We start from the raw sequence: 23,089 nt of genomic DNA on the forward strand, positions 1-23,089 counted from the left end.
TATTACAAATTCGCCGAACAAAGACACTGAATGAAAAAGTAAGTGAAAGGAAAGTATTATATAGGATAATACATTTATTTACAACGACATACCAAACACACTATATGTTGTAAAAGTAAGTCCGGAGGAAGTGTTTTTTAAAGCTTTTGTACCTGAACAGCCAGGTCTTTTCCGGGAACAATCGCTTTATTCCGCATTTTCAAACGATAGTTATATACGGTTTGAAGCGAATAGTGAAGGAAGTTGGCAATTTTGGAATTATCGTTGATACCTAAACGGATAAGTGCATAGATACGTAATTCGGGAGTTAGCAACTCGCCTTCTTTCACCTGTATACGTTCATCCTCTTTCAAAAGAGCATTGAACGATTCCACAAAATCCGGAAATATAGATAGGAAGATAGTATCGAACTTACTGATGAACAGTTTGAAATCTTCCGTTGTCGAAGACTGATTATGAAGCATTTTGGAAATATCCGCCATAGAACCGGTATTGACGATTTTCAGTAAACTCTTGCGGTTATTCTCCTGCTTATAAATATATTCGGAACAGATATTGAATAACAAACCGATATACTCTTCCTTAATATGGTTGGATTCTTTAATCTCTTCATTCATCCGGGTCAGATTTCCGGTCACTTCCTGTAAGCGTTGGTTCTGTTCGGCCAACGACTTCTTTACCTTCAGCAGATTATGATTTTTCTTACGAAGGAAAAAGAAAACGATTACCAATGCAATAACAAGTACGGATAAAGCCAAAAGAAAAAACAAGACCCTGTCTCTATCAGCCTTGATGCGGCTGTCATTAGCCGCTTTGATAATAGGAAGATATTCGGCAATATCTATTATGCGGTAACGGGCTTTCCCGAAGCTCACATCTTCCAGTGAACAGGAGATATAATTATAGGCTCTTGCAATGTCTCCTTCCTGAAAAAGCAGGATTGCCAATTGCTGCAAAGACATATATACTTTCTTGGCATTCGCTATGTCGGTAATGGAAGCCCGGATAAGGAAGTGCTTTGCCTGCTGTATGTCACGTTTGCCCAAATATAATTCCGCCAACAGATATTCCACCCTCGCCTTGTCGGGGTTCGTATCCGTACAGTGTTCATAATATCCGGTCAGTATCCGGATAGCCTCATCCCATTTTCCCTGCAAACCCAGGCGACCGCACTGATTGGTCACATAACTGGCCGTATTAGGGTCGCTGATAGCTATCAAAGTATCTTTATAAGCCTTTATCTGCCGCATAAACAGCCGCTTCCTGGAAGCCTCCGTTTCATCATTATAGCAGGACAGATAGGTAGTATGATACAGATAATAAAAGTAAGTATCCTTCCGTACCGCCCCGGTTCTTTTCACCCTGTCAAGAACATTCAACGCATTTTCATGTTTTCCTATCTTATTCAAAGCGTCGGCCAGGTTCATTAATCCTTGATTAACATACTCTTCACCCAACCTGTCTGCCAATTGCAGCCTTTGCTCCGCTACAATCAGCGCCGTATCGACTTTAAAGGAGCGGTACATAACAAACAAATCGCCCAGAATATCAAACTTAGCTTTATCGTCTCCCACATAATCCAGCATCTTGCGGAGCTCTGTAATCTCCTTTTCCACCTTCTCCTGATAGACCTCCCGTTGCTCAATCATCTTATCCAGCTGCAACAGCAAGGCATCGTCATCAGTCTTATCCGCGGCCGCCAAACCGGAATAAAAACAAAAAAGGAACAGTATGAAAGCCGAATATCTGAACATGAACAAACTTATTTATGCACGGAAACAAAGATACTATTTTTCACAACAACTCCCGCATCTTTTTCTTTAATATCGGATGCACCAGGTCCGGTGCAATCTCCGCCAACGGTTCCATCACAAAGCGGCGTTCGTGCATCAGCGGGTGAGGCAGCTTCAATTCGGGAGTATCCAGCACCCGATCATCGTATAAAAGCAGGTCGATATCAATCACCCGATCGCTATAGACTCCGCCTACAGACTTATGCGTACGCCCTATCTCGCGTTCTATTTCCTGGGTGAGATGAAGCACGGACAAAGGCGGAAGAAGCGTTTCCACGCAGGCCGCCGCATTCAGAAACGTATGCTCCGAAGAAAAGCCCCACGGAGCAGTAGCATAAAAAGCGGACAGGGAAACGACTTTCCCTACCCGCTCTTCTATTTTCCGGACAGCGAGGCGGAGATTGTGCTCCTTGTCGCCGAGATTAGTTCCTAAGCTAAAGTAAACGTACATCATTTAAGTTTAGTGATTAGTGTTCAGTGATTAGCGATTAGTGCCCTACGGCGTAATAACGCAACATGCCCGCATAGTGCTAATCACTAAACACTAACCGCTAATCCCTAACCGCTATTTTACCTGTCTGTTATCAACATCGCATCTCCATAAGTACCGAAACGGTAATCCTCTTTCAATGCCACGTTATAGGCTTCCATCACCTGCTCGTAACCGCCGAAAGCGGCAACAATCATCAGCAGCGTGGAAAGCGGCATGTGGAAATTGGATACCATCGCATTGGCCACCGTAAAGTCATACGGCGGGAAGATGAACTTATTCGTCCAGCCTTCATATTCCTTCAAATGGCCATCTGTGCTGACGGTACTCTCTATTGCACGCATCACCGTAGTACCTACGGCACACACCTGCCTGTTCAAATCCTTGGCACGGTTTACAACCTTTACGGCTTCTTCCGTAACAATCATCTGCTCGGAATCCGTCTTATGCTTGGTAAGGTCCTCTACATCGATGTCGCGGAAGTTGCCCAAACCGGCATGCAATGTAATATAGGCAAAGTCAATTCCCTTAATCTCCATGCGCTTCATCAGCTCGCGGCTGAAATGCAGGCTTGCCGTAGGAGCCGTTACAGCACCTTCGTTGCGGGCAAAGATAGACTGGAAACGTTCCGAATCCTCCGGTTCCACGGGACGGTTGATGATGCTGTGCGGCAGCGGCGTCTCGCCCAAAGCGTACAATGCCTTCTTGAACTCGTCGTGCGGCCCGTCATACAGAAAACGAAGGGTACGTCCGCGCGAAGTGGTATTGTCAATCACCTCGGCTACCATAGAGTCATCTTCACCGAAATAGAGTTTGTTGCCGATACGGATTTTGCGGGCAGGGTCTACCAGCACGTCCCACAAGCGCAACTCCTCATTCAACTCACGCAACAGAAATACCTCGATACGTGCACCGGTCTTTTCCTTGTTGCCGTACAGCCGGGCAGGAAACACCTTCGTATCATTAAAGATAAATACATCCTTATCATCGAAATAATCCAAAATATCCTTGAACATACGGTGTTCGATTTCGCCCGTCTTTCTGTGCAGTACCATCAGGCGCGACTCATCTCTATACCTTGTAGGATGTAAGGCAATCTTCTCTTCAGGAAGTTTAAACTTAAATTGCGACAGTTTCATAATCAGTTATGAGTTATAAGTTATTTATTGTTTATTTCAGTATATTTTTTAGTCATAAATGGCATGAGTTATCCAGCAGTATACTCCTTCGTAGCAATAACTTATAACCCATCACTCATAACTAAATCCTGCCCGTCTATCCACTCTTTGAAATCAAGCGGATTCAGACAGTCTTCTATGCGGACATCCCCCACACGGGTACGTTCCAGGGCCGTGAGATGAGCGCCGCTATGCAGCGCTTCACCGATGTCGCGTGCCAAGGCGCGGATGTAAGTGCCTTTGCTGCATACTACTCGGACTTTTATTTCCGGCAGGTTGCATTCCAGCAGTTCAATCTCGTCAATCACCAGCAACTTGGGTTTCAGCTCTACCTCCTCACCTTTGCGGGCAAGGTCGTAGGCGCGCTTGCCGTTCACCATACAAGCCGAAAAAGCAGGCGGCACCTGCTGTATCTCGCCTGTGAACTTCTTCAATGTCTCCTCCACCAGCTCCCGCGTGATATGCTCCGTAGGATAGGTAGCGTCTATCTCGTGCTCCAAATCATAGGAAGGGGTGGTAGCGCCCAACCGAATGGTGGCGATATACTCCTTGGTATGATACTGGAACTCCTCAATCCGCTTTGTCGCCTTGCCCGTACATACTATCATCACGCCCGTGGCAAGCGGGTCGAGTGTACCGGCATGGCCTACTTTCAACTTCTTTACCTTCATCCGCCGGCAAATGTGGTAACGCGCATGCCCTACGACCTTGAACGATGTCCACCCCAGCGGTTTATTGAAATACAGAACTTCTCCCTCTTTAAAATCCATCATCACACCACCTCTAAATTGTGTCCCGTAAGCAACAGCAGAAGGATGATTCCTCCGACGATGATACGATACCATCCGAATGCCTTGAAACCATATTTCGTTACAAAGCTGATGAAGAACTTGATAGCAAGCAAAGCCACCACAAATGCCACCACATTGCCTATTATCAGCGCCGGCAGATTATTCATGATAATCTCCGTTCCTCCGTCCAGAAAGAGTTTCAGCATCTTATATACCGTAGCTGCAAACATCGTGGGAACAGCCAGGAAGAAAGAGAACTCGGCCGCAGCCTTACGCGTCATCTTCTGTGCCATACCGCCGACAATCGTTGCCATGGAACGGGACACACCCGGTATCATCGCAATACACTGGAACAGACCGATATTAAAGGCTTTCTTCTCCGTCAGAACGGTATCCTCACTGTTTTTCGAGAATATCTTGTCACAGAACAGCATGAACACACCGCCAATCACGAGCATCACAGCCACTACGGTCACGCTCTCCAGCATTTCGTCGACCTTGTCGCTGAACAGAAATCCCAGCACAGCCGCCGGAACGAACGCCACCAGCAGTTTCCAGTAAAAATCAAACTTATGCAGGAAGCGTTTCAGCGCGGAAGTATCTGCCGGAACCGGAGTATGGTTCAGACGGAAGAAACGTTTCCAATACAGCCAGACCACCGAAAGGATTGCACCGAACTGTATGATTACCGTAAAGGCTTTCACAAATTCCGTACTCTCTATGCCCAACAGATTTTGTGTAATAATCATGTGTCCCGTAGAAGAAACCGGCAAAAATTCCGTCAGTCCCTCTACAATAGCGATAATAATCACTTCAAGCGTACTCAAATCTCCCATAGTTATTCTTCTGTTTTATCTTCTGTTTTCGGTTTACGTAATACTGCATATATCATAAAGACAAACCCCAGCAGGCATACCAGCGGCGCCACTTTAATGCGTCTTACACTAAAGATATCCGGCTCAAAGTGTGTCGGTGTGGATACGGGACCGGTCATTAAGATAAAACCAAGTATCACTACCGCCATGCCGACAGCAAGCAAAATAAAATTGGTCTTGTCGAAAGCGAACTTCTGTTTACTCATCTGTTTATTTACTATTTAACGATTTACTATTTACTATCTGAAACTTTGCTTTTCGGAAAGCAGTGTTATATGTAATACAGGGTGCTTGCCTTCATTTTCAGATATTTGTTGATGGAAAGCAATGCACACAACCAGGTAATAAGCACTCCGAACACCAGTACGGAAACAGACACCAGCAGCATCACCTCCGGAGTGATAACCCTGATCAGTTCCGGTTCGTAAGAAACCAGCCAATAGGCGGCTCCCCACAAAATGGCATCGGCAATGACAGCCGACAATACGCCTATCCGGAAGTTGCGCCGCAGGAACGGACGCCTGATGAAGCCCCAGCTTGCCCCCACCAGCTTCATCGTATGGATAAGGAACCTTTTGGAGTAAATGGTCAGGCGGATTGTATTGTTTATCAAGGCAAAAGAGATGAAAGTCAGAATGACTGCCAGCCCCAGCAACATCAGACTGATATTGCGGATGTTCTCATTCACCGCATCAATCAGGTCTTTCTGATAAAGCACCTCCTGTATATCCGTATTCTTCCTGATTTTCTTCTCTATCTTGGCGATGCTGTCCGAATTGGCGTAACCGGAATGCAGTTTAATTTCAATGGACGCCGTAAAAGGGTTATAGCCGAGAAACTCCTGCGGGTCTGTTCCCATTGCCTCGGTCTGCTCGCGGAGCGCCTGCTTTTTGGAGATATACTCCGTTTCCTTCACAAACGGTTCTTTATCCAGTTTTTTCTGCAACTTCAGTATATCGCTCTCCTTCATGTCGTCGCTGATGAGAATGGAGAAGTTGATATTCTCCTTTACGTATACGGAAAGGTTGTGAGCGCCCAATACAAAGAACACCACCAGCCCCAGCAGCAGCAACACCAACGTAGTGCTTATGCTGGATGTGATGAACTGCATATCAAAACAGGGCACAGACTTGTTTTTAGCTTTCTTATTCATTTTCAATCCCTTCTCACATTTATCACTCTACCGTTTTTTCGCTCTTTTTCTTACGGAATACGTAAATCATGGAGCTGCTGCGTTCTTTCCTTACCAACGCATGGAACCATGCCAGCGTACCGACAACCATGCCGCGCAGAAACGGGCACGAACGACGCATGTTCTTCTCCGTCAACATAGACACGTAAAACGCGTCAAACGGCATGGGATGCCGCTCTGCCAGAATAAAGCCGTGTCTGGAGCCTAATTTCTGGATAGTAGCGGGAGTGAAATGCCACAAATGACGGGGAACATCGTAGGCAGCCCAATATGCACCGTACTTTCTGGCATCATATGAAGAACAGTTGGGTACGGCCACTATCAGCACACCTTTGTCCGTCAGCAACGAATTCAAGGTTTCCCAAGTCCCGTTCAATGCTTCAAGATGCTCCATTACATGCCACAACGTGATGACATCGAAGCTCCCCGGCTCAAAATCCTTCAACGCAGTATCCGGCTTCACTTCCAATCCGAAATGTTCTTTGGCAAACACACGCGCTCCGGCATTCTTTTCAACGGCTTCCACCTGCCAGCCGGCACGGTTCATCGTATCGGCAAAGTAACCGGTACCCGTACCTATATCCAGCAGACGCCCCGTCTTGCGATGCGCTTCATGCGCTACCAGACGCGCTTTCCGCTTCAGCATATAACTGCGTACACGGTGGTATACGGAGTTCATCGCTCCTTTTTTCGTATCCGAGTGGGAAATATAATCGGGAGTTTCGTAATAGCGTCCGATTTCCGCTTCCACAGGAAAATCCTGAGTAAAGATAAAACCGCAATCCCGGCAACGGCACAAATGGAATGCCTCGCCCGAAGCATAATGGTCTATGCAGGTCAAGGTACGCTCCAAATGCGTTCCTCCACATACCGGACAAGCTTTTATAGTGAGTTTATTCATCGAACGTTTACCGATAAGGAAATGCAGCCTGAAACGGACAGACCGCATTAATCCTAAATTTGGTGCAAAATAACAAATAAAAAGTGATTTACAAGGCTTTCATTAAGGAGATTTAATATTAACATGAAATAAAAGTCCGCCCTACTGCAACCCGATATTGAAAAGACAGAGAAATCCCAACTCAGGTTTTCTTCACAAAACGGACCGGTTATCACCTTTGTGTCCGTTCTTAGGCGGACAACTGTCCGATAATGAACAGAGATAAAAACAAGAAATACACTGTTAATCAAACAGTTAATCTATTGGCACGGTTATTGACTTTTATAATGCGAAGACGTTCGAGAAAAAAAGACGGAAAAAGCAACTTTTTATATCGGCAGTCACGTCTAACGGTAAAACAGGAATAGTAACAATAAAAAAATAAAGATTATGAAAACTACAAATTTATTCAAAGCAGTCGCATTCGTAGCAATGATTATCGTAAGTATCATGAACTCAGAAGTCAAAGCCCAGGACAGATTCATTACCAATGAGGAAGTACAGAATGACCTGATAGTGGCAAAAACCATCTTCAGACAAAGCGGAACTTACCTCTACAACCACATGCGTTATGAATTTACATACGATGACGAAAACCGCCTGACAAATAAAACCGCCTCCAAATGGGACAGCGTCAAAGAAAAATGGATGCCTTATTTCAGGATGTCCTATCAGTATGCCGACAATGAAATCACCTTATCCTACGCCCGCTGGAACGAAAAGCATCAGTCTTATGATAAAGATGTGAGAAAGAGCGTGTACGAAATGAATGCGGAGAATATGCCGGTAGCCTACAAAAGCAACCGCATATACCACACGGTAAACCTACTGACAATGGCAGAATAATGAAAAATTAAAGTTAACAATACATTAATAAGGGGAGTACGGTCCGTGAGGTTCGTACTCCCCGTCTTTGTACCTTACTCAGAGTTCTTTTACAAAATAAGTCAAAGTAGGCAAATGGTCACTGTATCCGTTCTGGAAAGTAGTTCCGGAGAAAGTGCGCAACGGATAGCCTTTATACTTTCCTTCCTGCTGGATAAGGAACGGACGGTTAAAGACTTCCGATTTCCAAAACTTCAATGTACTGCGGTCCTTTCCTATCAGATTACCCGAAACAATCTGCTGGTCGAACAAGTTCCACCGATTCTGGTAACAGAGCGAACCGATGCCTTGCTCAAAGAGCTTCCAGGTAGCATTATAATAACCGCCGGGCTTCACTTCCCTGATGCTCTTCACAGCTCCCAGCACTTGGCTGCAACTCTTGTTATCGGGGTCGTCATTCATGTCGCCTACAATTATCACCTTTGCCTGCGGGTTATCGGCATGCAGCGAGTCGGCTATATGGCGAGTGATGCCGGCTGCAAACTCGCGCAAGGGTGATGATTTGGAACCACCATAGCGTGACGGCCAATGGTTTACAATCATGTGAAAAGGCTCTCCTGCCAGTATACCGCTCACCAAAAGCTGGTCGCGTGTTTTATAGCCCGGCATGTCGGGCTTGGCAAACGGATAAGTACGTGCAGACACAAAAGTAAACAGTCGCGGATTGTAAAGGGCAGCCACATCGATGCCACGGTGGTCGGGACTCTCGAAATGCACTATCCGGTAGCCCAATGAGGCGATAGGCTCTGTCTTTACGAGGTCCTCCAGGACTTTTTTGTTTTCTACTTCGGAGATGCCGATAATGGCAGGTCCGGCAGGACAATAGTCACGCGCCAATTGTGAAATCACCTTGGCAACATTCTGCAATTTCTGTTCGTATTTGACCTGTGTCCATTCGTACTTACCGCCCGGAGTAAAGTCATCATCGCCCGGATTATCCGGATTGTCTTCCGTATCCCACAGATTCTCCAGATTATAAAAGGCGGCAGCATATACACGCAGCTTGCCCTGTGCGAGCAAGCCGGTGGACAGGCATAATACCAAAAAAGCTGACAATATGAGTCGTCTGTTCATAAAGCGCAATTTTTTAATTACCGGTAGGAGTAGGTTCGATAACTGTTCCGCCGTTACCGGTATTGCCACCGGTAACCGCTGTTACTTTTACTTTTTGTATCTGCCACCTCAAAGCATTAGCCGTCGAACTCTTATAATGGAACGCAAATTGAATTTTCTTACCTGTATAAGTATCCAATTTAATATCACCGGAAGCAACGAACTTATTATCTGTTCCTGTAGAATAGGTAGGAATGCCGACTTCTGTCCATACGTCTCCCCCTTCTTCTCTTACTTCCAGTTTCAAATCTTCCAAATGCGTATCGGCAGCAAATGTTTTAAAGGTGTGGTCGAAAGTCAAGATTACACTATTTTTGCCTGTCAAATCAAGTACAGGAGAAACAAGACGGCTTTCAGAGGCTTGATTAGCGCCATTAACATAGGCGCTTGCCATCATATAATAAGTTTCATTATAGTTAGACGCTTTCCACACATAATCACTTCCCTGCGGAAGCTGGACATCCTCTATGGTAAATGCACCTTGCCCGCTCTCCTTGCCAAAAGACTCTTCAAGGATTGTCACCATCTCCTCCGGCTGTTCCGGCGTCTCATCTCCCCCCGGAGTTTCCGTAAAGTCCGCCACATCATCCGCACTTCTTACCGTAAGTTGCCAGCCTCCTTTGAAACGTCCCAGGATACCGGTTACGCTTCCTTTTCCTTTCGGCAGCTGATTGGCTGCAAAGTTGGCATACGAGCTGGTGCGTATCATAATGACATTCCCGTGACTGTCCTCTATGTTCTCTTCCCCATAGTCATCCTCCGGAGCAAAAGTGCCTTTTCCGCCATTTTGGAATGTTACGCCGGTAAATTTCACCAATTTGAACTTATAGCCGTTCACATCGGCATTCACCTTGCTGATATCATCTATTACAAGCGGAGTCACATTCTCCGGATTTGCCCAACTGTCTTTCTTCACGTGTGCCTGAAACTCTTCCCACGGTGTACGGTAAAGATACCCGTCGGGGTGTCCCAGTTGCAACTCATCGCCATACATGGAAAGGCTCAATCCTTTCAGGTCGATATAAACCGTCTGCCCTACGGGATAGTAATTATACACGCTGTTCTGGTCCACTTCCATTTCGATGGCGCCGGTTTCGTCCTGCAAATAAATCTTCTTGAAGATATTTCCCGACTCGTCATTGGCAGTGATAACGGCTTTCATCACTTTTTCCTCGCCAATGGTATAGGGAGCATCCTCCCCTACTGTTGCCCCCATAGCACGCAGTTCCTCTATCGTGGTATTGGCTGCCGGACCATCATACTTGGGCTCGTTCAAAGGCGGCGCATCATAATCGCGCTCGCAGGCTGCGAACACAAGAGAAGAGATAAGCAATAAGCTGATTCTATTGAAAAGTTTCATATTCTTATAATTTTTCTGATTATATAGGATTGGTTAAAAACGATAACTTACGTTGAGGAAACAATTCAGTCCCTGCATATAGTAATACTTGCCACCAAAACGCGTAGGATAGCTCAGGTCGGAACGGCCCTGTTCATAGCCGCCCGTACATATATCTTTCTTGTTCAGCAGGTTGTTTACCGAAAGGTTGAAGTTGACAGACTGGCGTCCGGGCAGATAGAATATCTTACCCACCGAAATGTCCACCGTATAAGCTGCCGGAAAACGTTCCTGCGTAGTCAGTGTACGGTAGGCCTCCATCTGTTCCGGATTGTAGGGATTGACGGAAGCATAGTTGGACGACAGGCGGCGCAACGGTGCAACCTCGATATAATTGCGGGCAAAACCGTTGACATTGGCTCCCAGGAACCAGTAGTTCACAAAGTAACGCACACCGAAAGTGCCGGCAAACTGCGGCATTCCACCCACATAAACATCTTTCATGTACACCTTTTCCTGATCCGTTATCTTACCGTTTTCGGAGTGCTTCACACCGTCGGGGTTATTGCTGTAATAATATTCGGAAATGGTTCCTGCAAGGTCGAAGCTCCAATGGTCGTCCAACTTGTAGGTAGCCCCCAGTTCCAGTCCGCGGTGAATGCGGTTTACACCGTACAACACGTGATTGATGAATGTGCCCTCTATGCCGTCGTAATAACTGTTACGCTCCATCTGGTCGTAGAAATTGGTTTGGAAAACACCGATACGTCCAGCCAGTTGGGGCATGGAGAATACATAGTTGAGGTCGGCGCTGAAGATGCGTCCGCTCTTCATGTTGTCGATTGTGCGGTCGGTGATACGGGGTGAGATATACGCCTCATTGGGCAGCGGCGCTTCGCTGCCGTAACTGATGTTGGCGGTCAGCATATGGCGCCCGTTAAACTTATAAGTGAGACCGCCCTTTACGGTAATATCGGTAAACTGATGACGGATACCCTTGCCATAGGAACTGTCCGGATAGCGTCCGTTGCGCATCTTTCCGTCGCGGCGGAAATTGGTATAAGTCAGCTTGGCTCCATAGTAGTAGTCCCAGTGCCGCGAAGTATAGCGGTTCACCGCCCAGGCATTTGCCGAGTAGATGTTCAGATTGAAATTGTAACCGAAGATACCGTCCTTATACACTTTACGGTCCGGACGGTTCAAGTCGTTCTGCAACTTGTCGTGGTCGCCCGAAAAATCGCGTTCGGCAAACTTGTCGATATCCAGTACATAGTTGCTGCCCAGCAGGTCGTCTACCGTCTTGAACTGGCGCGACTGCGTAAAGCGCGCCCCTACTCCCGCCGTCAAACCCAGATGACGGTTAAACTGCTTGTTCAGTGTGGAGTTGAACGAGGTCTCCAACAGGTCGCTGCGGCGCTCTTCCACCATATATACGGCAGCACCGTTACCGGCACGCAGGTTATTGGCATTGGCCAGATAAAGGTTGTCCCAGTTTATCTGGGTGAAATCGGGACGTCCGCTACGCCATAAGTCACGGTACTGCATCTGCATATCCTCGTCTTCAAAATAAGAGGGCAGGTAGCGATAGTAGTCGGGACGCGGGTCGGGAGCGTTATACCAGTTCAGCGCCGTATTGCCATAGCGTGCATAATGCGCACCCACACCAGTGGTGAGCGTTGTAGTATCGTCTATCTTCCAGATATGCGAGATAACGGCGGTCGGGTCGAATGCGGTCACTACTTTCGCATTGCGTTTCTTGCCATTCTGGTATCCCCAATTAGGATTGTAAAGGTAGTTGTCGGTCAGCTCGTAGACCTCACGGTATGAGTTACCTTGCTGTCCGCGCTGTACGGGCGATACGAAAGCGGTCATCGAAAGGCTGTGCTTGCCGCCCTGCCACTGCTTCTCGGCAGAGAAAGCAAGAGCCAGGTTGTTGTAAAACGTACCGTCTATGTTTCCCTCGTGCGAATAGCGGCCACCTGCCGATGCGGTAAACGCCCATCCTTTTTCGTTGAGTCCGGTGGAATAGGTAAACATGCCCCGCAGGTAGTAGTTACGGTTGGTATAGCTCACGGTAGCCTTGCCGCCGGGAGTATAGGACGATGCACGCATATTTATATTTTCGGCACCGCCCAGTGCTCCGAAAGTAAAGGTAGAGGGTGCGGTGAAGTTGGTTACGTCACCGTTGCGGGTCATGTCATTCAATGCTCCAACAGAGGCATAATTAAACACTCCGCGGTTCTGGTCATTAAACTCCACGCCGTTGATGTATTTCAGTTCCTGCGAACCGGTATAGCCGCGCGGCGAGAAACGGGCGGGCGACAACTGGTAGGCGGCGCGGTTCAGAAAGACATCGTTAGAGAGGATTACGGTGGAGCTCACATCCTGCGAAGCGTTCTCCACATCGTCATCCACCATGCCTGCGTCTATCACGCCAATCATGGAGATGTCTTCGGTGGCATTCAGCTCGGTCACCTTAATGGGCTCAAGTTCTGTAACGCCCAGTTTTTCCACTTCAATGGTTACACTCTTCGGAGTAATCAATACGGAGTTGAGCTGTATGACATGGCTTCCCGGCTGCAAATTACGGAGAATGAAATTACCGTTTGCATCGGTAGTAACCTGTCTGTCCTGCCCGGTCAGAGTGACGATGACTCCGGGTACAGGCTCATTGCTCACTGCTCCGACTACACTGCCTTTCACCGTACCTGCACTTTGAGCAAAGGCGAGACAGGGGAAGAAGAATGTAATGAAGAACAGTAATTTTAGTTTCATACGTTAATTGGGGTATAATAATGAGGGGTTAAAAACTATTCTGATAATAATGTGTCAAAATCTACTATAGGTACACAGATAAACACAAGATTAAGGAATTGATTACCATCCATATCTATATTTACCTGTATAGTCTATGATAAGAAGATTTTGACACACTATGCAAAATACAAAGAAGAAAAAGGTTGGATTAATCAAGCTGGATTAACTCCATATCATCATAATAGATATAGCCGCCTGCTTCATTTGTATCCGTATTTCTATAAGTTCTTGCCTCAAAACGTACTTTAACCACATTTTCAGGCATTGTAATCTCAATTTTTACTTGTTGCCAATCAGGATTGTCGACAGAATATTCCTCTTGCTGTATTTCGGCATTCAAATCATTAACAGTTTTCCCATTAGCATCAACCAAAGCAAACCAATAACGACTGCTGGCTTTGGCATCATTATCTAAGAACCAATAGGACAAGCGATATTTCTTTCCGCCCAAAATCTCAGCTTCCTGCTGTATTTTATTTGTCCCACTACCTGATGTTTGTCTCAAAGAATAATCTCCACTATGTTTTATGGTTGCCTCCTTTACAATCTTACCTGTATTATATTTACTATTATCCCATTTGATAGGAAGTTGTTCTCCCCATTCTTCAAATCCAGGGTTAATTAAAAGATTATTACCCGGCGTTGGTTCCGGTTCCGGCTCCGGTTCAACAGTGCCTCCACCTTCTCCTGAAGATAATTTAACACTAAATAAACGTAAACCACAAGTATTATCAGTTGATGTACAATAGAATTCCAATGTAGTTTTATCACTTACTGCAACATTCTCAATAACTAATTTGAACGGAAGATTAGCTTCGTTATTCTCTTTACTTACCACTTTACTCGGTACGGCAAGGTCTACACCGTTACAACGAACCTTTAAAGTAGCCAAGTCCTGGCTGGCACCCGGATCATAAACATTTGCCCCAACTTCATATTCCAAAGTCGCAGTAGTAGCTCCTTTCATATCAATGTTCTTTATCTTCAATGAATGCTCTACATTTGTGGAGAACCAAACATTAGTTTTTTTATCAGTACCAGTAGTACGCACACTAAGTTTTCCCGTAGCATCCTCAAACATTTCTTTAGGATTATCAAACCCTGTATAATCTTTTACCAATGGCCATTGGTTACCATTTTTTTCCGGTGTACCAAAAGTTTCAATAAATACCACTCCTTCCGGCTGCTCACCGCCACCTTCACCAAAGTCCACATTAATATCGCCACCAGGCTGGTCTGTCCACGATTCAATGCTTGCTCCGCCCATAGTAACGGCAGGTTTACCGTTTTCCGTGGACAAAGTAGCAGTGTACGTGTACTTATATCCGGCCTCAAAACCGGCACCACCATTTACGGAAACAGGCCATTCGAAAGTCTTACCGTCCAGCACGAATGTCATCTTGACGCCATCCAGTGTAGTGGTAGGCAGGATAATCGCCTCAGCAGTAGTGCCATCGGCACTGACATTCATCTCGATATTGGCTTTACTCTCTTTAGCTGCCAGCGTACCGTCAGCCAGATTAAAATCGGCTTGTGTATTCATTCCGGAAAGAGAGATTTTCAATCCGCTTATATCGGGAAAGGTCTCATCGCTACCGACAGCAATCACAATCTGACTCAGTTTATGTTTGAAAGCCAGGTCTACAGCCTCTCCGGCAGCAATTGCCTTGGCATTATCAGAATAAAGCAAGTCTACTTTGGCAGGGTCTGCCTGATTATCTACAGACACGGCTAAAGTCTTACCGTTTAAAGATGCGGAATAAGGATAATAAGCAATGAAATTTGCCGTTCCTTCTTCCGGATACCTCAATGTCTGTCCCGGAGCAGCCGTAAGCGTACCGCCGTCCGATGCAACATATTTCTTGTTGGCAAATTCAGCAGTTTGCGTCGTCATAAAGATACCTACCTCATCACCATTGCTCCAAACGTCTTTGGAAGCTTTGGTCTGCAGGCCGTCAATGCGGGAATTGAAAGTAACGCTGTTACTGTCCAACCATTCACTATTGTCATCATTGTTAGTACATCCCGTAAAAACAAGGGCTGACAATGCGCCCATAATCAATAAATTACTGACTCTCATAATGATTTGTTTTTGAGATTGGTTTTGTTTTTATGTTGTCTTAATTGAGTACCTTTGTACAGTAGGATTATTGCCATTTGGATAAATCCAATTGGCTCTTTGTGCTCTCATCAAGTCCCGGGAAGAACTCAAACCCGGTGTTCTTTTCCAAGTCACTGACGGAAACCGCATATTTCATATAGGATTGAGAATCTGTATAGTCCCTATGTTGCATCCAGAAAGCAATCGTATGATACTTGCCGCCTATCTTACGCGCCACAGCCTTAAAATAATAGGACGGAATAGGAATATCCTTGCCATCATTATCCTTTATAGATTTTTCTTTTATCCAAGTAGCATCATCTGAAGGCGGTACTGCACCGGTCACAACATAAACTGTATCCGAAGCCGTAGACCAACTATTAATTCTATGTTCCAAATTCATCCAAATAGCTCCGTTAAATTTGTCTTGTCTTTGCGGAGTCTGATTGGTAAAATAAAATGTCTGATTATTCATCTCCATGGTAGCTACACGGTCATTACTCGGTATTTGATGTCCTCTTCTATAAATCTTCCCACCATAGGATTTTGAAACCACAGCTTGAAATTCATTCTCCCCCACAAGAGGATCAGAAACCCAGTTATCCTTTCGGTCTACATTTTTCTCGGTATAGCACCGATGCAAAGGATAAGCCACCCAATGTGCCATCTTCATCTTTTTATCATACAGCATACTATAATTACGTATCATCTGTCCTTCCATATCCGGTCGGGCAGTACCCTTATATTTTTGCTCCGTATTATGAGTAACATACATCAAATCATGATTTTCCATCTGTGCTTTCGTTATAACCGGTGTCTCAAACCACTTGGCATACTTAGGCGCTTCAGGGTCTACCGTTGTATTTCCCCCTGTATTACTGATTCTCAAATTAAGCGTATACCTTGCTCCTGCCTCAATATTTCCCGCTATATTTGTTTCAATCTCCTTATCTTTCCCGTTGACGGATAATGTAATTTTCAGTTTTCCTTCAAAGGATTGCGGTATCAGCACAGCATCCGCCTGCGTACACTCTTTATTGACGCACATGGAAACAGCTTTTTTTTCATTTCCCAATTCAATGTTATCACTCTCTTTCGAAAGGTCTATGGTAGCCTTGCTTATCAGTGGCTGCACCGTTGCTTTGATGCCCGTTAGCGAACTGCCGTCGGCACTGCTCAGATTCAGCACCAGTTTTGCCAGCAAATGGCGGAATTGAAGATTGCCGGTAGGGGAGGTCGCAGTTCTGCCTGTCAGGTTAACAGCTGCCATCAGGTCTATATCCTGCTGACGGCTCTGGTCTGTCACGTCAAGGACATACTGGGTATGGTCCGTCACTTGCTCATCATACGGATAATAAGCAATGAAATCCACCGCCGTTCCGTCTTCCGGATAATAAACGGCATTGCCCGCTTTTCCCACGAAATTGCCGTCACCCCGTGCGGTGACATACGCTGCATTGGCTTTAAGGACCTTTTTATCGGCATTGTCGAGCATAAAAAGACCGATCACATCATTCGCTTCCCACGAAGCATTGACCGCTCTCGACATCACCCTGTCATCTATGACAGATGTAAATGTGGCTTCCGCAGCCTGATTACCCTGCGGCAATTCAGCAAATTTACTTTCACAAGCCTGAAGAACGATAAACAAGGATAGAAATCCGATTGCACTTTTAATTGTCATACTGAAAAATATTAAATATCTTACAATTGTTTTTATTGAACTGTTTTCTGTTTTTTTAAAATAAGTGCATAAAATTATAAAATAAAATACACATAAATAAAGACCCGGAACAAAATCTGCATAGCATACAGTAAAAAAGTCCTTTTTTACCAAAAATATGACAATAATATGAAAATATAATGTCAAATATAAACCCTTCCCATTATAGACCCAACGGGAAATAAACAAGAAAATAAAAAGAATAGGATAAAAACAACAACTATACAGGTTAGAAATATCAAGTAAAAAAACAGAGCATCAATAATAAAAAATCCATTTAACAATAAAGATAGCGTCAATCGAAATATCTAAAAATGAATAACCTGTAGTTTGTTTTTGAAAAGTGAATTATTTAAAAAGAAAATGCCGTGAGTTTGCTCCTGAAATGCCAGGCATTTCAAACACAAATGCCGGGCGTTTTCATGACAAACACACGGCATTTCGGGAGTAAACTCACGGTATTTCGGAAGCAAACCCGCGGCATTCCGGAAACGGACCTTGCAGGATAGTAAAATTGCGTTTTTTACGCTTCAAACCGATCAGTATTTATACTGACTGGTATTATTATATTTATATATATATTATATATATCACTTGCGGTAATATTACCGGTAAAATTACCGGCAATATTACCGCAAAATCACACTTCTTTTCCTTTCAGCGTAGCCGAACTGCTTTCCGTGATTTTCACATTCACAAAATCGCCCACGCGATGCGTACCCCTATCGAAAACCACTACCCGGTTCTGCTCGGTACGTCCGAAGAGCTGGTCGCGCGAACGCTTGGACACTCCCTCCACCAATACTTCGTAGGTTTTACCCACGCAGCGGGCGTTGGCTTCGGCAGAAAGGCGGTTCTGCAAAGCGATAATTTCATTCAGACGGCGGATCTTCACCTCTTCCGGCACATCATCCGGCAAATGCTTGCTGGCATACGTACCCGGACGCTCGGAATACTTGAACATAAAGGCGGCATCATAACCGCATTCTTCCATCAGGGAAAGAGAAAGCCGGTGGTCTTCTTCCGTCTCGGAATGGAAACCGGAAAATATATCCGTAGACAAACCGCAGTCGGGAATGATACGGCGGATAGCATCTACACGCTCCAGATACCATTCACGGGTATACTTACGGTTCATCAGTTTCAGGATACGGCTGCTTCCGCTCTGCACGGGCAGGTGGATATGCTTGCACACATTGGGCACTTCCGCAATAACCTGCAGGGTTTCATCGCTCATATCCTTGGGGTGCGAAGTAGTGAAGCGGATGCGTACGCCCGGTGCAGACTCTGCTACGGTGCGCAACAGCATAGGGAAAGTGACAACCTCCCCGTCCGCCTTCTCAAAACGGTACGAGTTGACATTCTGCCCCAGCAGGGTCACTTCCTTATAGCCTTTAGCCACCAAATCCGCCACTTCATTCAAGATACTTTCCACATCACGGCTGCGTTCCCGTCCGCGCGTATAGGGGACGATGCAGTAGGTACAGAAGTTATTGCAACCGCGCATGATGGAGACAAAGCCGGAGATGTGGTTGCCGCAGATACGCGAAGGTATCACATCGCGGTAGGTCTCCGTTGTGGACAGCTCCACGTTAATGGCTTTCTCACCGGCTTCCACAGCCGCAATCAAATCGGGCAGGCTGAGATAAGCATCCGGCCCCACCACCAAGTCGACATGGTGGTTTGTAATCAGGTCGTCCTTGACACGTTCCGCCATACATCCCAACACACCGACAATCAGATTCTTCTTTTTCTTCTTGAGCGAATGAAAAAACTCCAGCCGGTTTAAAATTTTCTGTTCGGCATTGTCGCGGATAGAACAGGTATTCATGAATACCGCATCCGCCTCTTCCAGTGTATCGGCTACCGAATACCCCGCCATCTGCATCACAGAGGCTATCACTTCACTGTCTGCCACATTCATCTGGCAGCCGTACGTCTCGATGAACAACTTTCTGTTGTCATCAGCAGTTGCAGATTTAAAGTCTGCTCCCGTCATATTTTCCATTGTTTCTTATTTTTTTAGTTTCGCCGCAAAGATACATCTTCACGTTCAATAAAGCAGTGAAACTGTGGAAAAATAACACTTAACTTCCTCTAATTGACAGATTTCTACTAATTAATGTTAAGTGACTAAACATTTTCCGAGTGTTAATTTGGCATTATTAGAATAAATTTCCATTTTTGTGAAATGAAAGAAACATTAGATTTTTTCATAGTTAAGGTTTAGGTTAAAAAAAATAAGGGGAGCTGTGAAGCTGCCCTTTTTTAATGCCAATTTATTGGTTACAATCAGATTAAATAATTACCTTTGGCGATGTAAAAAACAAAGAAAGACTTATGGAAGACATCTTCAAATTTCTGTTCGTGATAGGCATCATTGCTATCGGCTTCGTAAGACAGGCCAGGAAAGAAGCGAAAACCAGTACCGGCAACGGTCCCGCCATGCCTATGCCTGATGCAGAAAGTCCTTTTCCGGAAAATTGGAACGGCGTACCCTATGACGGATATAACCCCGAAAACCCCGGACCGGAAGTAAGCGCGCCGCGAAAGAAAGCCGCAAAGAAACATAAGTCCGCTCCCAAACAACCTCCCGTCTGTCCAAACACCGACAATATGTCTCCCGAACCCACCGAGGCCTCATCCCAATTTGAAATACACTCGGCAGAAGAGGCACGCAAAGCCATCATCTGGGGAGAGATATTACAACGAAAGTATTAATGCGATTGAAAATAAGTTGATTCCTTACACGAAAAAATAACTATAACATTATGGCATTTAATTACATTTCAGCAGCAGAAGCTGCAAGCCTGATTAAACATGGCTACAATATCGGCCTGAGCGGATTTACTCCCGCAGGCACAGCCAAAGCCGTTACGGCTGAACTGGCAAAAATAGCAGAAGCGGAACATGCCAAAGGAAACCCTTTCCAGGTAGGCATTTTTACAGGAGCTTCAACCGGCGACTCCTGTGACGGTGTCCTCTCACGCGTCAAAGCCATCCGCTACCGTGCTCCTTACACAACCAATCCCGATTTCCGCAAAGCGGTGAACAACGGCGAGATTGCCTACAATGATATCCATTTGTCGCAAATGGCGCAAGAAGTACGCTACGGTTTCATGGGAAAAGTAAATGTCGCCATCATCGAAGCCTGCGAGGTGACTCCCGACGGTAAAATCTACCTGACTGCTGCCGGAGGTATCGCTCCCACTATCTGCTGCCTTGCCGACCAGATTATCATAGAGCTGAATGCAGCACACAGCAAAAACGCCATGGGCCTGCACGACGTCTACGAACCGCTCGACCCGCCTTACCGCCGCGAAATACCTATCTTCAAGCCGAGCGACCGTATCGGACAGCCTTACATCCAGGTAGACCCGAAAAAGATTGTGGGCATCGTGGAAACCAACTGGCCGGACGAAGCCCGCTCTTTCGCCGCTGCCGACCCGCTGACCGACAAAATCGGACAGAACGTAGCCGACTTCCTTGCCGCAGATATGAAACGCGGTATCATCCCTTCCACCTTCCTCCCGTTACAGTCGGGCGTAGGCAACATCGCCAACGCAGTATTAGGTGCTTTGGGACGTGACAAGACGATTCCGGCATTCGAGATGTACACAGAGGTTATCCAGAACTCCGTTATCGGACTGATTCGCGAAGGCCGCGTGAAGTTTGGCAGCGCCTGCTCACTGACCGTAACCAACGACTGCCTGAACGGTATATACGAGGATATGGACTTCTTCCGCGACAAGCTGGTTCTCCGCCCGTCGGAAATATCCAACAGTCCCGAAGTGGTGCGCCGTTTAGGTATTATCTCCATCAACACGGCCATCGAAGCTGACCTCTACGGAAACGTAAACTCCACCCATATCGGCGGTACGAAGATGATGAACGGTATCGGCGGTTCGGGCGACTTTACGCGCAACGCCTACATCTCCATCTTCACCTGCCCGTCCGTAGCCAAAGAAGGCAAAATCAGCGCCATCGTACCGATGGTATCCCATGTGGACCACAGCGAGCATGATGTCAACATCATCGTTACCGAACAAGGTGTTGCCGACCTGCGCGGCAAGAGCCCGAAAGAACGTGCACAGGCAATCATCGAGAACTGTGTTCATCCGGACTACAAGAATATCCTGTGGGATTATCTGAAACTGACCGACGGCAAAGCGCAGACTCCTCATTCCATGCGTGCCGCTCTGGCTATGCACGCCGAACTGGCAAAAAGCGGGGATATGAAGAATGTGGACTGGGCACAGTATAAATAAAGACAGTTCCTTCCGTTAAAAAGACCTTTCAGGCACGGGATTACGCGGATTGCACGGATGAAAAGTGCAGCATGGATTAAACTGAAAAAATCCGTGCAACCTGCGTAATTCCGTGCCTGAAAAATAAAGTTCACACCAACCGGCCATTCATCGGATAAGCATGTCACAGACTGCATCCTGGAATTTACGCGCCTCCCTGCCGGAAAGCACATTCTGATTCATAATGGCAAAAGCAATGTGGTGTCCGTTATTCGCCTTCAAATAACCAGCCAGGCAGTTTATAGCCGTAAAAGAACCGGTCTTGGCATGCACATTCTTATAAGAAAGCGTCCCTTTCCTCATACGGTTCTTCAGTGTTCCGTCCACTCCTCCGATAGGCAACGCCTTATACAGTTTCTGAAACACATCCGTGCGTGAATAAGCGAATTTCAAGAAAGCGACTAAAAGTTCAGAGGAGATGTAGTTATAGTTGGAAAGCCCGCAACCGTCTGCCAGATTATAGCGGTCGGGGAGATAACCCAGCTTTCCGATTAACTGACGGACAGCCGAAAGCCCGTCCGCAGCCGAAACATGCCTGCCGCCCGTAAACTGTGCACCCAAACGGCATAACAAAGCTTCTGCATTCAGATTGTCGCTCTCCTTCATTATCCGGTTGACTACCGCCTGTACAGAAGTGCTATAAGATGCCATTCGCACTGAAACACTGTCTTTTTGAAACTCGCGGAAAGAATAATCCGACAGACAATGAATGCCTTTTGCCCGTAAACGCTCCAGGAAGGTGTGCATAAAGAAATCCTGAGAAGAGTAGATATTCACCGTACCGGTACGCCTCCCATCCACATTACCCGATACCGCCAGTTCATTGCCGTTCTCCAGCCAGTTGCGGGATACGCGGAAACGTCCGGCAGAGGGAGTACGGGTTTTCGTTGTATTGGCCAGCGTGTAATAAGACGAAGCGGGCGTACATTCCAAACGTGCCGCATCACCTTGTGCACCGGGAAAAGCGGTCACCGTAACCACTCCTTTATCGAGCATCAGCGGCGACAGGTACGGCTGAAAAGAATGGGGCGTATCGTCCCACAGCCAGCCGCTTCCCCAATACAGGGAGTCTTTCATGGAAACATCGCCATATATCCTGCCTTGAACCACAGAGAAAGGCAGCCGCGCCACGCTGCCTACCAAAGAATCCAGCGCCTCGTCGTCAAACTCAGGGTCGAAGCCGCCGACAACGTATATATCCCCTTTCAGCGTATCACGCTCAATCACTCCCTTATACCAGACTTCCGTACGGAAAGGCTCGTCCGCCTCAGGACGCGCAAGCGCCGTAATCGTAGTCAGCAGCTTCATCGTAGAGGCCGGACGGGAAAGTTTATCCGCCTGATAATCATACAGAACCTTATTGGCGGTCAGGTCGTATGCTGAAACAGATACATTGGAGCCTGCGGGCAATTGATACTTTATCAATGTATCCAGTTGCGAAGACAAAGAGTTTGTTTCAGGTGATATTCCCTGTGCAGGCAATACACAGGGAATAAACGTCAAAATCAATACAATCGGGAATAAACAATATTTTCTCATCTTCTT

At 46.2% G+C, this 23,089-nt stretch carries 18 protein-coding genes; 3 read left to right on the forward strand and 15 right to left on the reverse strand.

What is annotated here, in order from left to right; all coding sequences use genetic code 11:
* Nucleotides 1–137: 137 nt before the first annotated feature.
* The 8 genes from AB5903_RS00975 to AB5903_RS01010 form a co-directional block, all read right to left on the reverse strand.
* Nucleotides 138–1,754, reverse strand: coding sequence for a DUF6377 domain-containing protein (locus tag AB5903_RS00975; protein ID WP_005655697.1), 1,617 nt, complete (start codon nucleotides 1,752–1,754; stop codon nucleotides 138–140).
* A 40-nt stretch (nucleotides 1,755–1,794) separates the two neighbouring features.
* A complete protein-coding gene (folK, locus tag AB5903_RS00980) occupies nucleotides 1,795–2,244 on the reverse strand; it encodes a 2-amino-4-hydroxy-6-hydroxymethyldihydropteridine diphosphokinase (protein ID WP_034535821.1) in 450 nt (149 codons plus the stop codon).
* A gap of 119 nt (nucleotides 2,245–2,363) precedes the next feature.
* Nucleotides 2,364–3,422 carry a tRNA preQ1(34) S-adenosylmethionine ribosyltransferase-isomerase QueA gene (gene queA, locus AB5903_RS00985; protein ID WP_005655700.1) on the reverse strand — a complete coding sequence of 353 codons (1,059 nt, stop codon included), beginning with the start codon at nucleotides 3,420–3,422 and terminating at the stop codon, nucleotides 2,364–2,366.
* Nucleotides 3,423–3,523: 101 nt separating this feature from the next.
* On the reverse strand, nucleotides 3,524–4,234 hold the full coding sequence (gene truB, locus AB5903_RS00990) for a tRNA pseudouridine(55) synthase TruB (protein WP_005655702.1): 711 nt from the start codon (nucleotides 4,232–4,234) through the stop codon (nucleotides 3,524–3,526).
* Nucleotides 4,234–5,088, reverse strand: coding sequence for an undecaprenyl-diphosphate phosphatase (locus AB5903_RS00995; RefSeq protein WP_005655703.1), 855 nt, complete (start codon nucleotides 5,086–5,088; stop codon nucleotides 4,234–4,236). The genes truB and AB5903_RS00995 overlap by 1 nt, the downstream gene beginning before the upstream one ends.
* 2 nt (nucleotides 5,089–5,090) lie before the next feature.
* A complete protein-coding gene (locus AB5903_RS01000) occupies nucleotides 5,091–5,333 on the reverse strand; it encodes a DUF3098 domain-containing protein (protein ID WP_005655705.1) in 243 nt (80 codons plus the stop codon).
* 65 nt (nucleotides 5,334–5,398) lie between these two features.
* Nucleotides 5,399–6,280, reverse strand: a complete 882-nt coding sequence (locus AB5903_RS01005; RefSeq protein ID WP_005655706.1) for an ABC transporter permease — start codon at nucleotides 6,278–6,280, stop codon at nucleotides 5,399–5,401.
* 22 nt (nucleotides 6,281–6,302) lie between these two features.
* Entirely contained in the window at nucleotides 6,303–7,220 is a 918-nt protein-coding gene (locus AB5903_RS01010) for a class I SAM-dependent methyltransferase (RefSeq protein ID WP_016660943.1), read from the reverse strand.
* A gap of 429 nt (nucleotides 7,221–7,649) precedes the next feature.
* Here AB5903_RS01010 and AB5903_RS01015 point away from each other — a divergent pair, with 429 nt between their 5' ends.
* Nucleotides 7,650–8,105, forward strand: coding sequence for a DUF3836 domain-containing protein (locus tag AB5903_RS01015; protein WP_005655710.1), 456 nt, complete (start codon nucleotides 7,650–7,652; stop codon nucleotides 8,103–8,105).
* A 78-nt stretch (nucleotides 8,106–8,183) separates the two neighbouring features.
* Here AB5903_RS01015 and AB5903_RS01020 read toward each other — a convergent pair whose 3' ends face one another.
* The 6 genes from AB5903_RS01020 to miaB form a co-directional block, all read right to left on the reverse strand.
* The gene (locus tag AB5903_RS01020; RefSeq protein WP_016660944.1) at nucleotides 8,184–9,218 is read right to left on the reverse strand and encodes a hypothetical protein; all 1,035 of its coding nucleotides are present in this window, start codon (nucleotides 9,216–9,218) and stop codon (nucleotides 8,184–8,186) included.
* Between the two features lie 13 nt (nucleotides 9,219–9,231).
* Nucleotides 9,232–10,617, reverse strand: coding sequence for a DUF5689 domain-containing protein (locus AB5903_RS01025; protein WP_005655714.1), 1,386 nt, complete (start codon nucleotides 10,615–10,617; stop codon nucleotides 9,232–9,234).
* A gap of 33 nt (nucleotides 10,618–10,650) precedes the next feature.
* On the reverse strand, nucleotides 10,651–13,371 hold the full coding sequence (locus tag AB5903_RS01030; protein WP_005655716.1) for a TonB-dependent receptor: 2,721 nt from the start codon (nucleotides 13,369–13,371) through the stop codon (nucleotides 10,651–10,653).
* A 190-nt stretch (nucleotides 13,372–13,561) separates the two neighbouring features.
* Nucleotides 13,562–15,493 (reverse strand): fimbrillin family protein, encoded by a 1,932-nt coding sequence (locus tag AB5903_RS01035; RefSeq protein WP_272709635.1) that lies wholly within the window; start codon nucleotides 15,491–15,493, stop codon nucleotides 13,562–13,564.
* A 67-nt stretch (nucleotides 15,494–15,560) separates the two neighbouring features.
* Nucleotides 15,561–17,198: a fimbrillin family protein gene (locus AB5903_RS01040; protein ID WP_368117596.1), complete on the reverse strand. Its 1,638-nt coding sequence runs from the start codon at nucleotides 17,196–17,198 to the stop codon at nucleotides 15,561–15,563.
* Between the two features lie 679 nt (nucleotides 17,199–17,877).
* Entirely contained in the window at nucleotides 17,878–19,245 is a 1,368-nt protein-coding gene (gene miaB / locus AB5903_RS01045) for a tRNA (N6-isopentenyl adenosine(37)-C2)-methylthiotransferase MiaB (protein WP_022103385.1), read from the reverse strand.
* Between the two features lie 332 nt (nucleotides 19,246–19,577).
* Between miaB and AB5903_RS01050 the strand changes: the two genes are divergently transcribed.
* Nucleotides 19,578–19,958 (forward strand): hypothetical protein, encoded by a 381-nt coding sequence (locus AB5903_RS01050; protein WP_005655724.1) that lies wholly within the window; start codon nucleotides 19,578–19,580, stop codon nucleotides 19,956–19,958.
* 50 nt (nucleotides 19,959–20,008) lie between these two features.
* Nucleotides 20,009–21,505 carry an acetyl-CoA hydrolase/transferase family protein gene (locus AB5903_RS01055; RefSeq protein WP_005655726.1) on the forward strand — a complete coding sequence of 499 codons (1,497 nt, stop codon included), beginning with the start codon at nucleotides 20,009–20,011 and terminating at the stop codon, nucleotides 21,503–21,505.
* A gap of 147 nt (nucleotides 21,506–21,652) precedes the next feature.
* On the opposite strand, the gene dacB is transcribed toward AB5903_RS01055, so the two are convergent.
* On the reverse strand, nucleotides 21,653–23,083 hold the full coding sequence (gene dacB, locus AB5903_RS01060) for a D-alanyl-D-alanine carboxypeptidase/D-alanyl-D-alanine-endopeptidase (RefSeq protein WP_368117597.1): 1,431 nt from the start codon (nucleotides 23,081–23,083) through the stop codon (nucleotides 21,653–21,655).
* Nucleotides 23,084–23,089: the final 6 nt, after the last annotated feature.

Source organism: Bacteroides sp. 2201st1_D9_2201SCRN_220225, from assembly GCF_040928965.1.
GTDB lineage: Bacteria > Bacteroidota > Bacteroidia > Bacteroidales > Bacteroidaceae > Bacteroides > Bacteroides stercoris.

Bases quoted from the DNA above. Each gene is read 5' to 3' on its own strand.
- AB5903_RS00975 (WP_005655697.1), bottom strand. From the start codon at position 1,754: ATGTTCAGATATTCGGCTTTCATACTGTTCCTTTTTTGTTTTTATTCC.
- folK (WP_034535821.1), bottom strand. From the start codon at position 2,244: ATGTACGTTTACTTTAGCTTAGGAACTAATCTCGGCGACAAGGAGCAC.
- queA (WP_005655700.1), bottom strand. From the start codon at position 3,422: ATGAAACTGTCGCAATTTAAGTTTAAACTTCCTGAAGAGAAGATTGCC.
- truB (WP_005655702.1), bottom strand. From the start codon at position 4,234: ATGATGGATTTTAAAGAGGGAGAAGTTCTGTATTTCAATAAACCGCTG.
- AB5903_RS00995 (WP_005655703.1), bottom strand. From the start codon at position 5,088: ATGGGAGATTTGAGTACGCTTGAAGTGATTATTATCGCTATTGTAGAG.
- AB5903_RS01000 (WP_005655705.1), bottom strand. From the start codon at position 5,333: ATGAGTAAACAGAAGTTCGCTTTCGACAAGACCAATTTTATTTTGCTT.
- AB5903_RS01005 (WP_005655706.1), bottom strand. From the start codon at position 6,280: ATGAATAAGAAAGCTAAAAACAAGTCTGTGCCCTGTTTTGATATGCAG.
- AB5903_RS01010 (WP_016660943.1), bottom strand. From the start codon at position 7,220: ATGAATAAACTCACTATAAAAGCTTGTCCGGTATGTGGAGGAACGCAT.
- AB5903_RS01015 (WP_005655710.1), top strand. From the start codon at position 7,650: ATGAAAACTACAAATTTATTCAAAGCAGTCGCATTCGTAGCAATGATT.
- AB5903_RS01020 (WP_016660944.1), bottom strand. From the start codon at position 9,218: ATGAACAGACGACTCATATTGTCAGCTTTTTTGGTATTATGCCTGTCC.
- AB5903_RS01025 (WP_005655714.1), bottom strand. From the start codon at position 10,617: ATGAAACTTTTCAATAGAATCAGCTTATTGCTTATCTCTTCTCTTGTG.
- AB5903_RS01030 (WP_005655716.1), bottom strand. From the start codon at position 13,371: ATGAAACTAAAATTACTGTTCTTCATTACATTCTTCTTCCCCTGTCTC.
- AB5903_RS01035 (WP_272709635.1), bottom strand. From the start codon at position 15,493: ATGAGAGTCAGTAATTTATTGATTATGGGCGCATTGTCAGCCCTTGTT.
- AB5903_RS01040 (WP_368117596.1), bottom strand. From the start codon at position 17,198: ATGACAATTAAAAGTGCAATCGGATTTCTATCCTTGTTTATCGTTCTT.
- miaB (WP_022103385.1), bottom strand. From the start codon at position 19,245: ATGGAAAATATGACGGGAGCAGACTTTAAATCTGCAACTGCTGATGAC.
- AB5903_RS01050 (WP_005655724.1), top strand. From the start codon at position 19,578: ATGGAAGACATCTTCAAATTTCTGTTCGTGATAGGCATCATTGCTATC.
- AB5903_RS01055 (WP_005655726.1), top strand. From the start codon at position 20,009: ATGGCATTTAATTACATTTCAGCAGCAGAAGCTGCAAGCCTGATTAAA.
- dacB (WP_368117597.1), bottom strand. From the start codon at position 23,083: ATGAGAAAATATTGTTTATTCCCGATTGTATTGATTTTGACGTTTATT.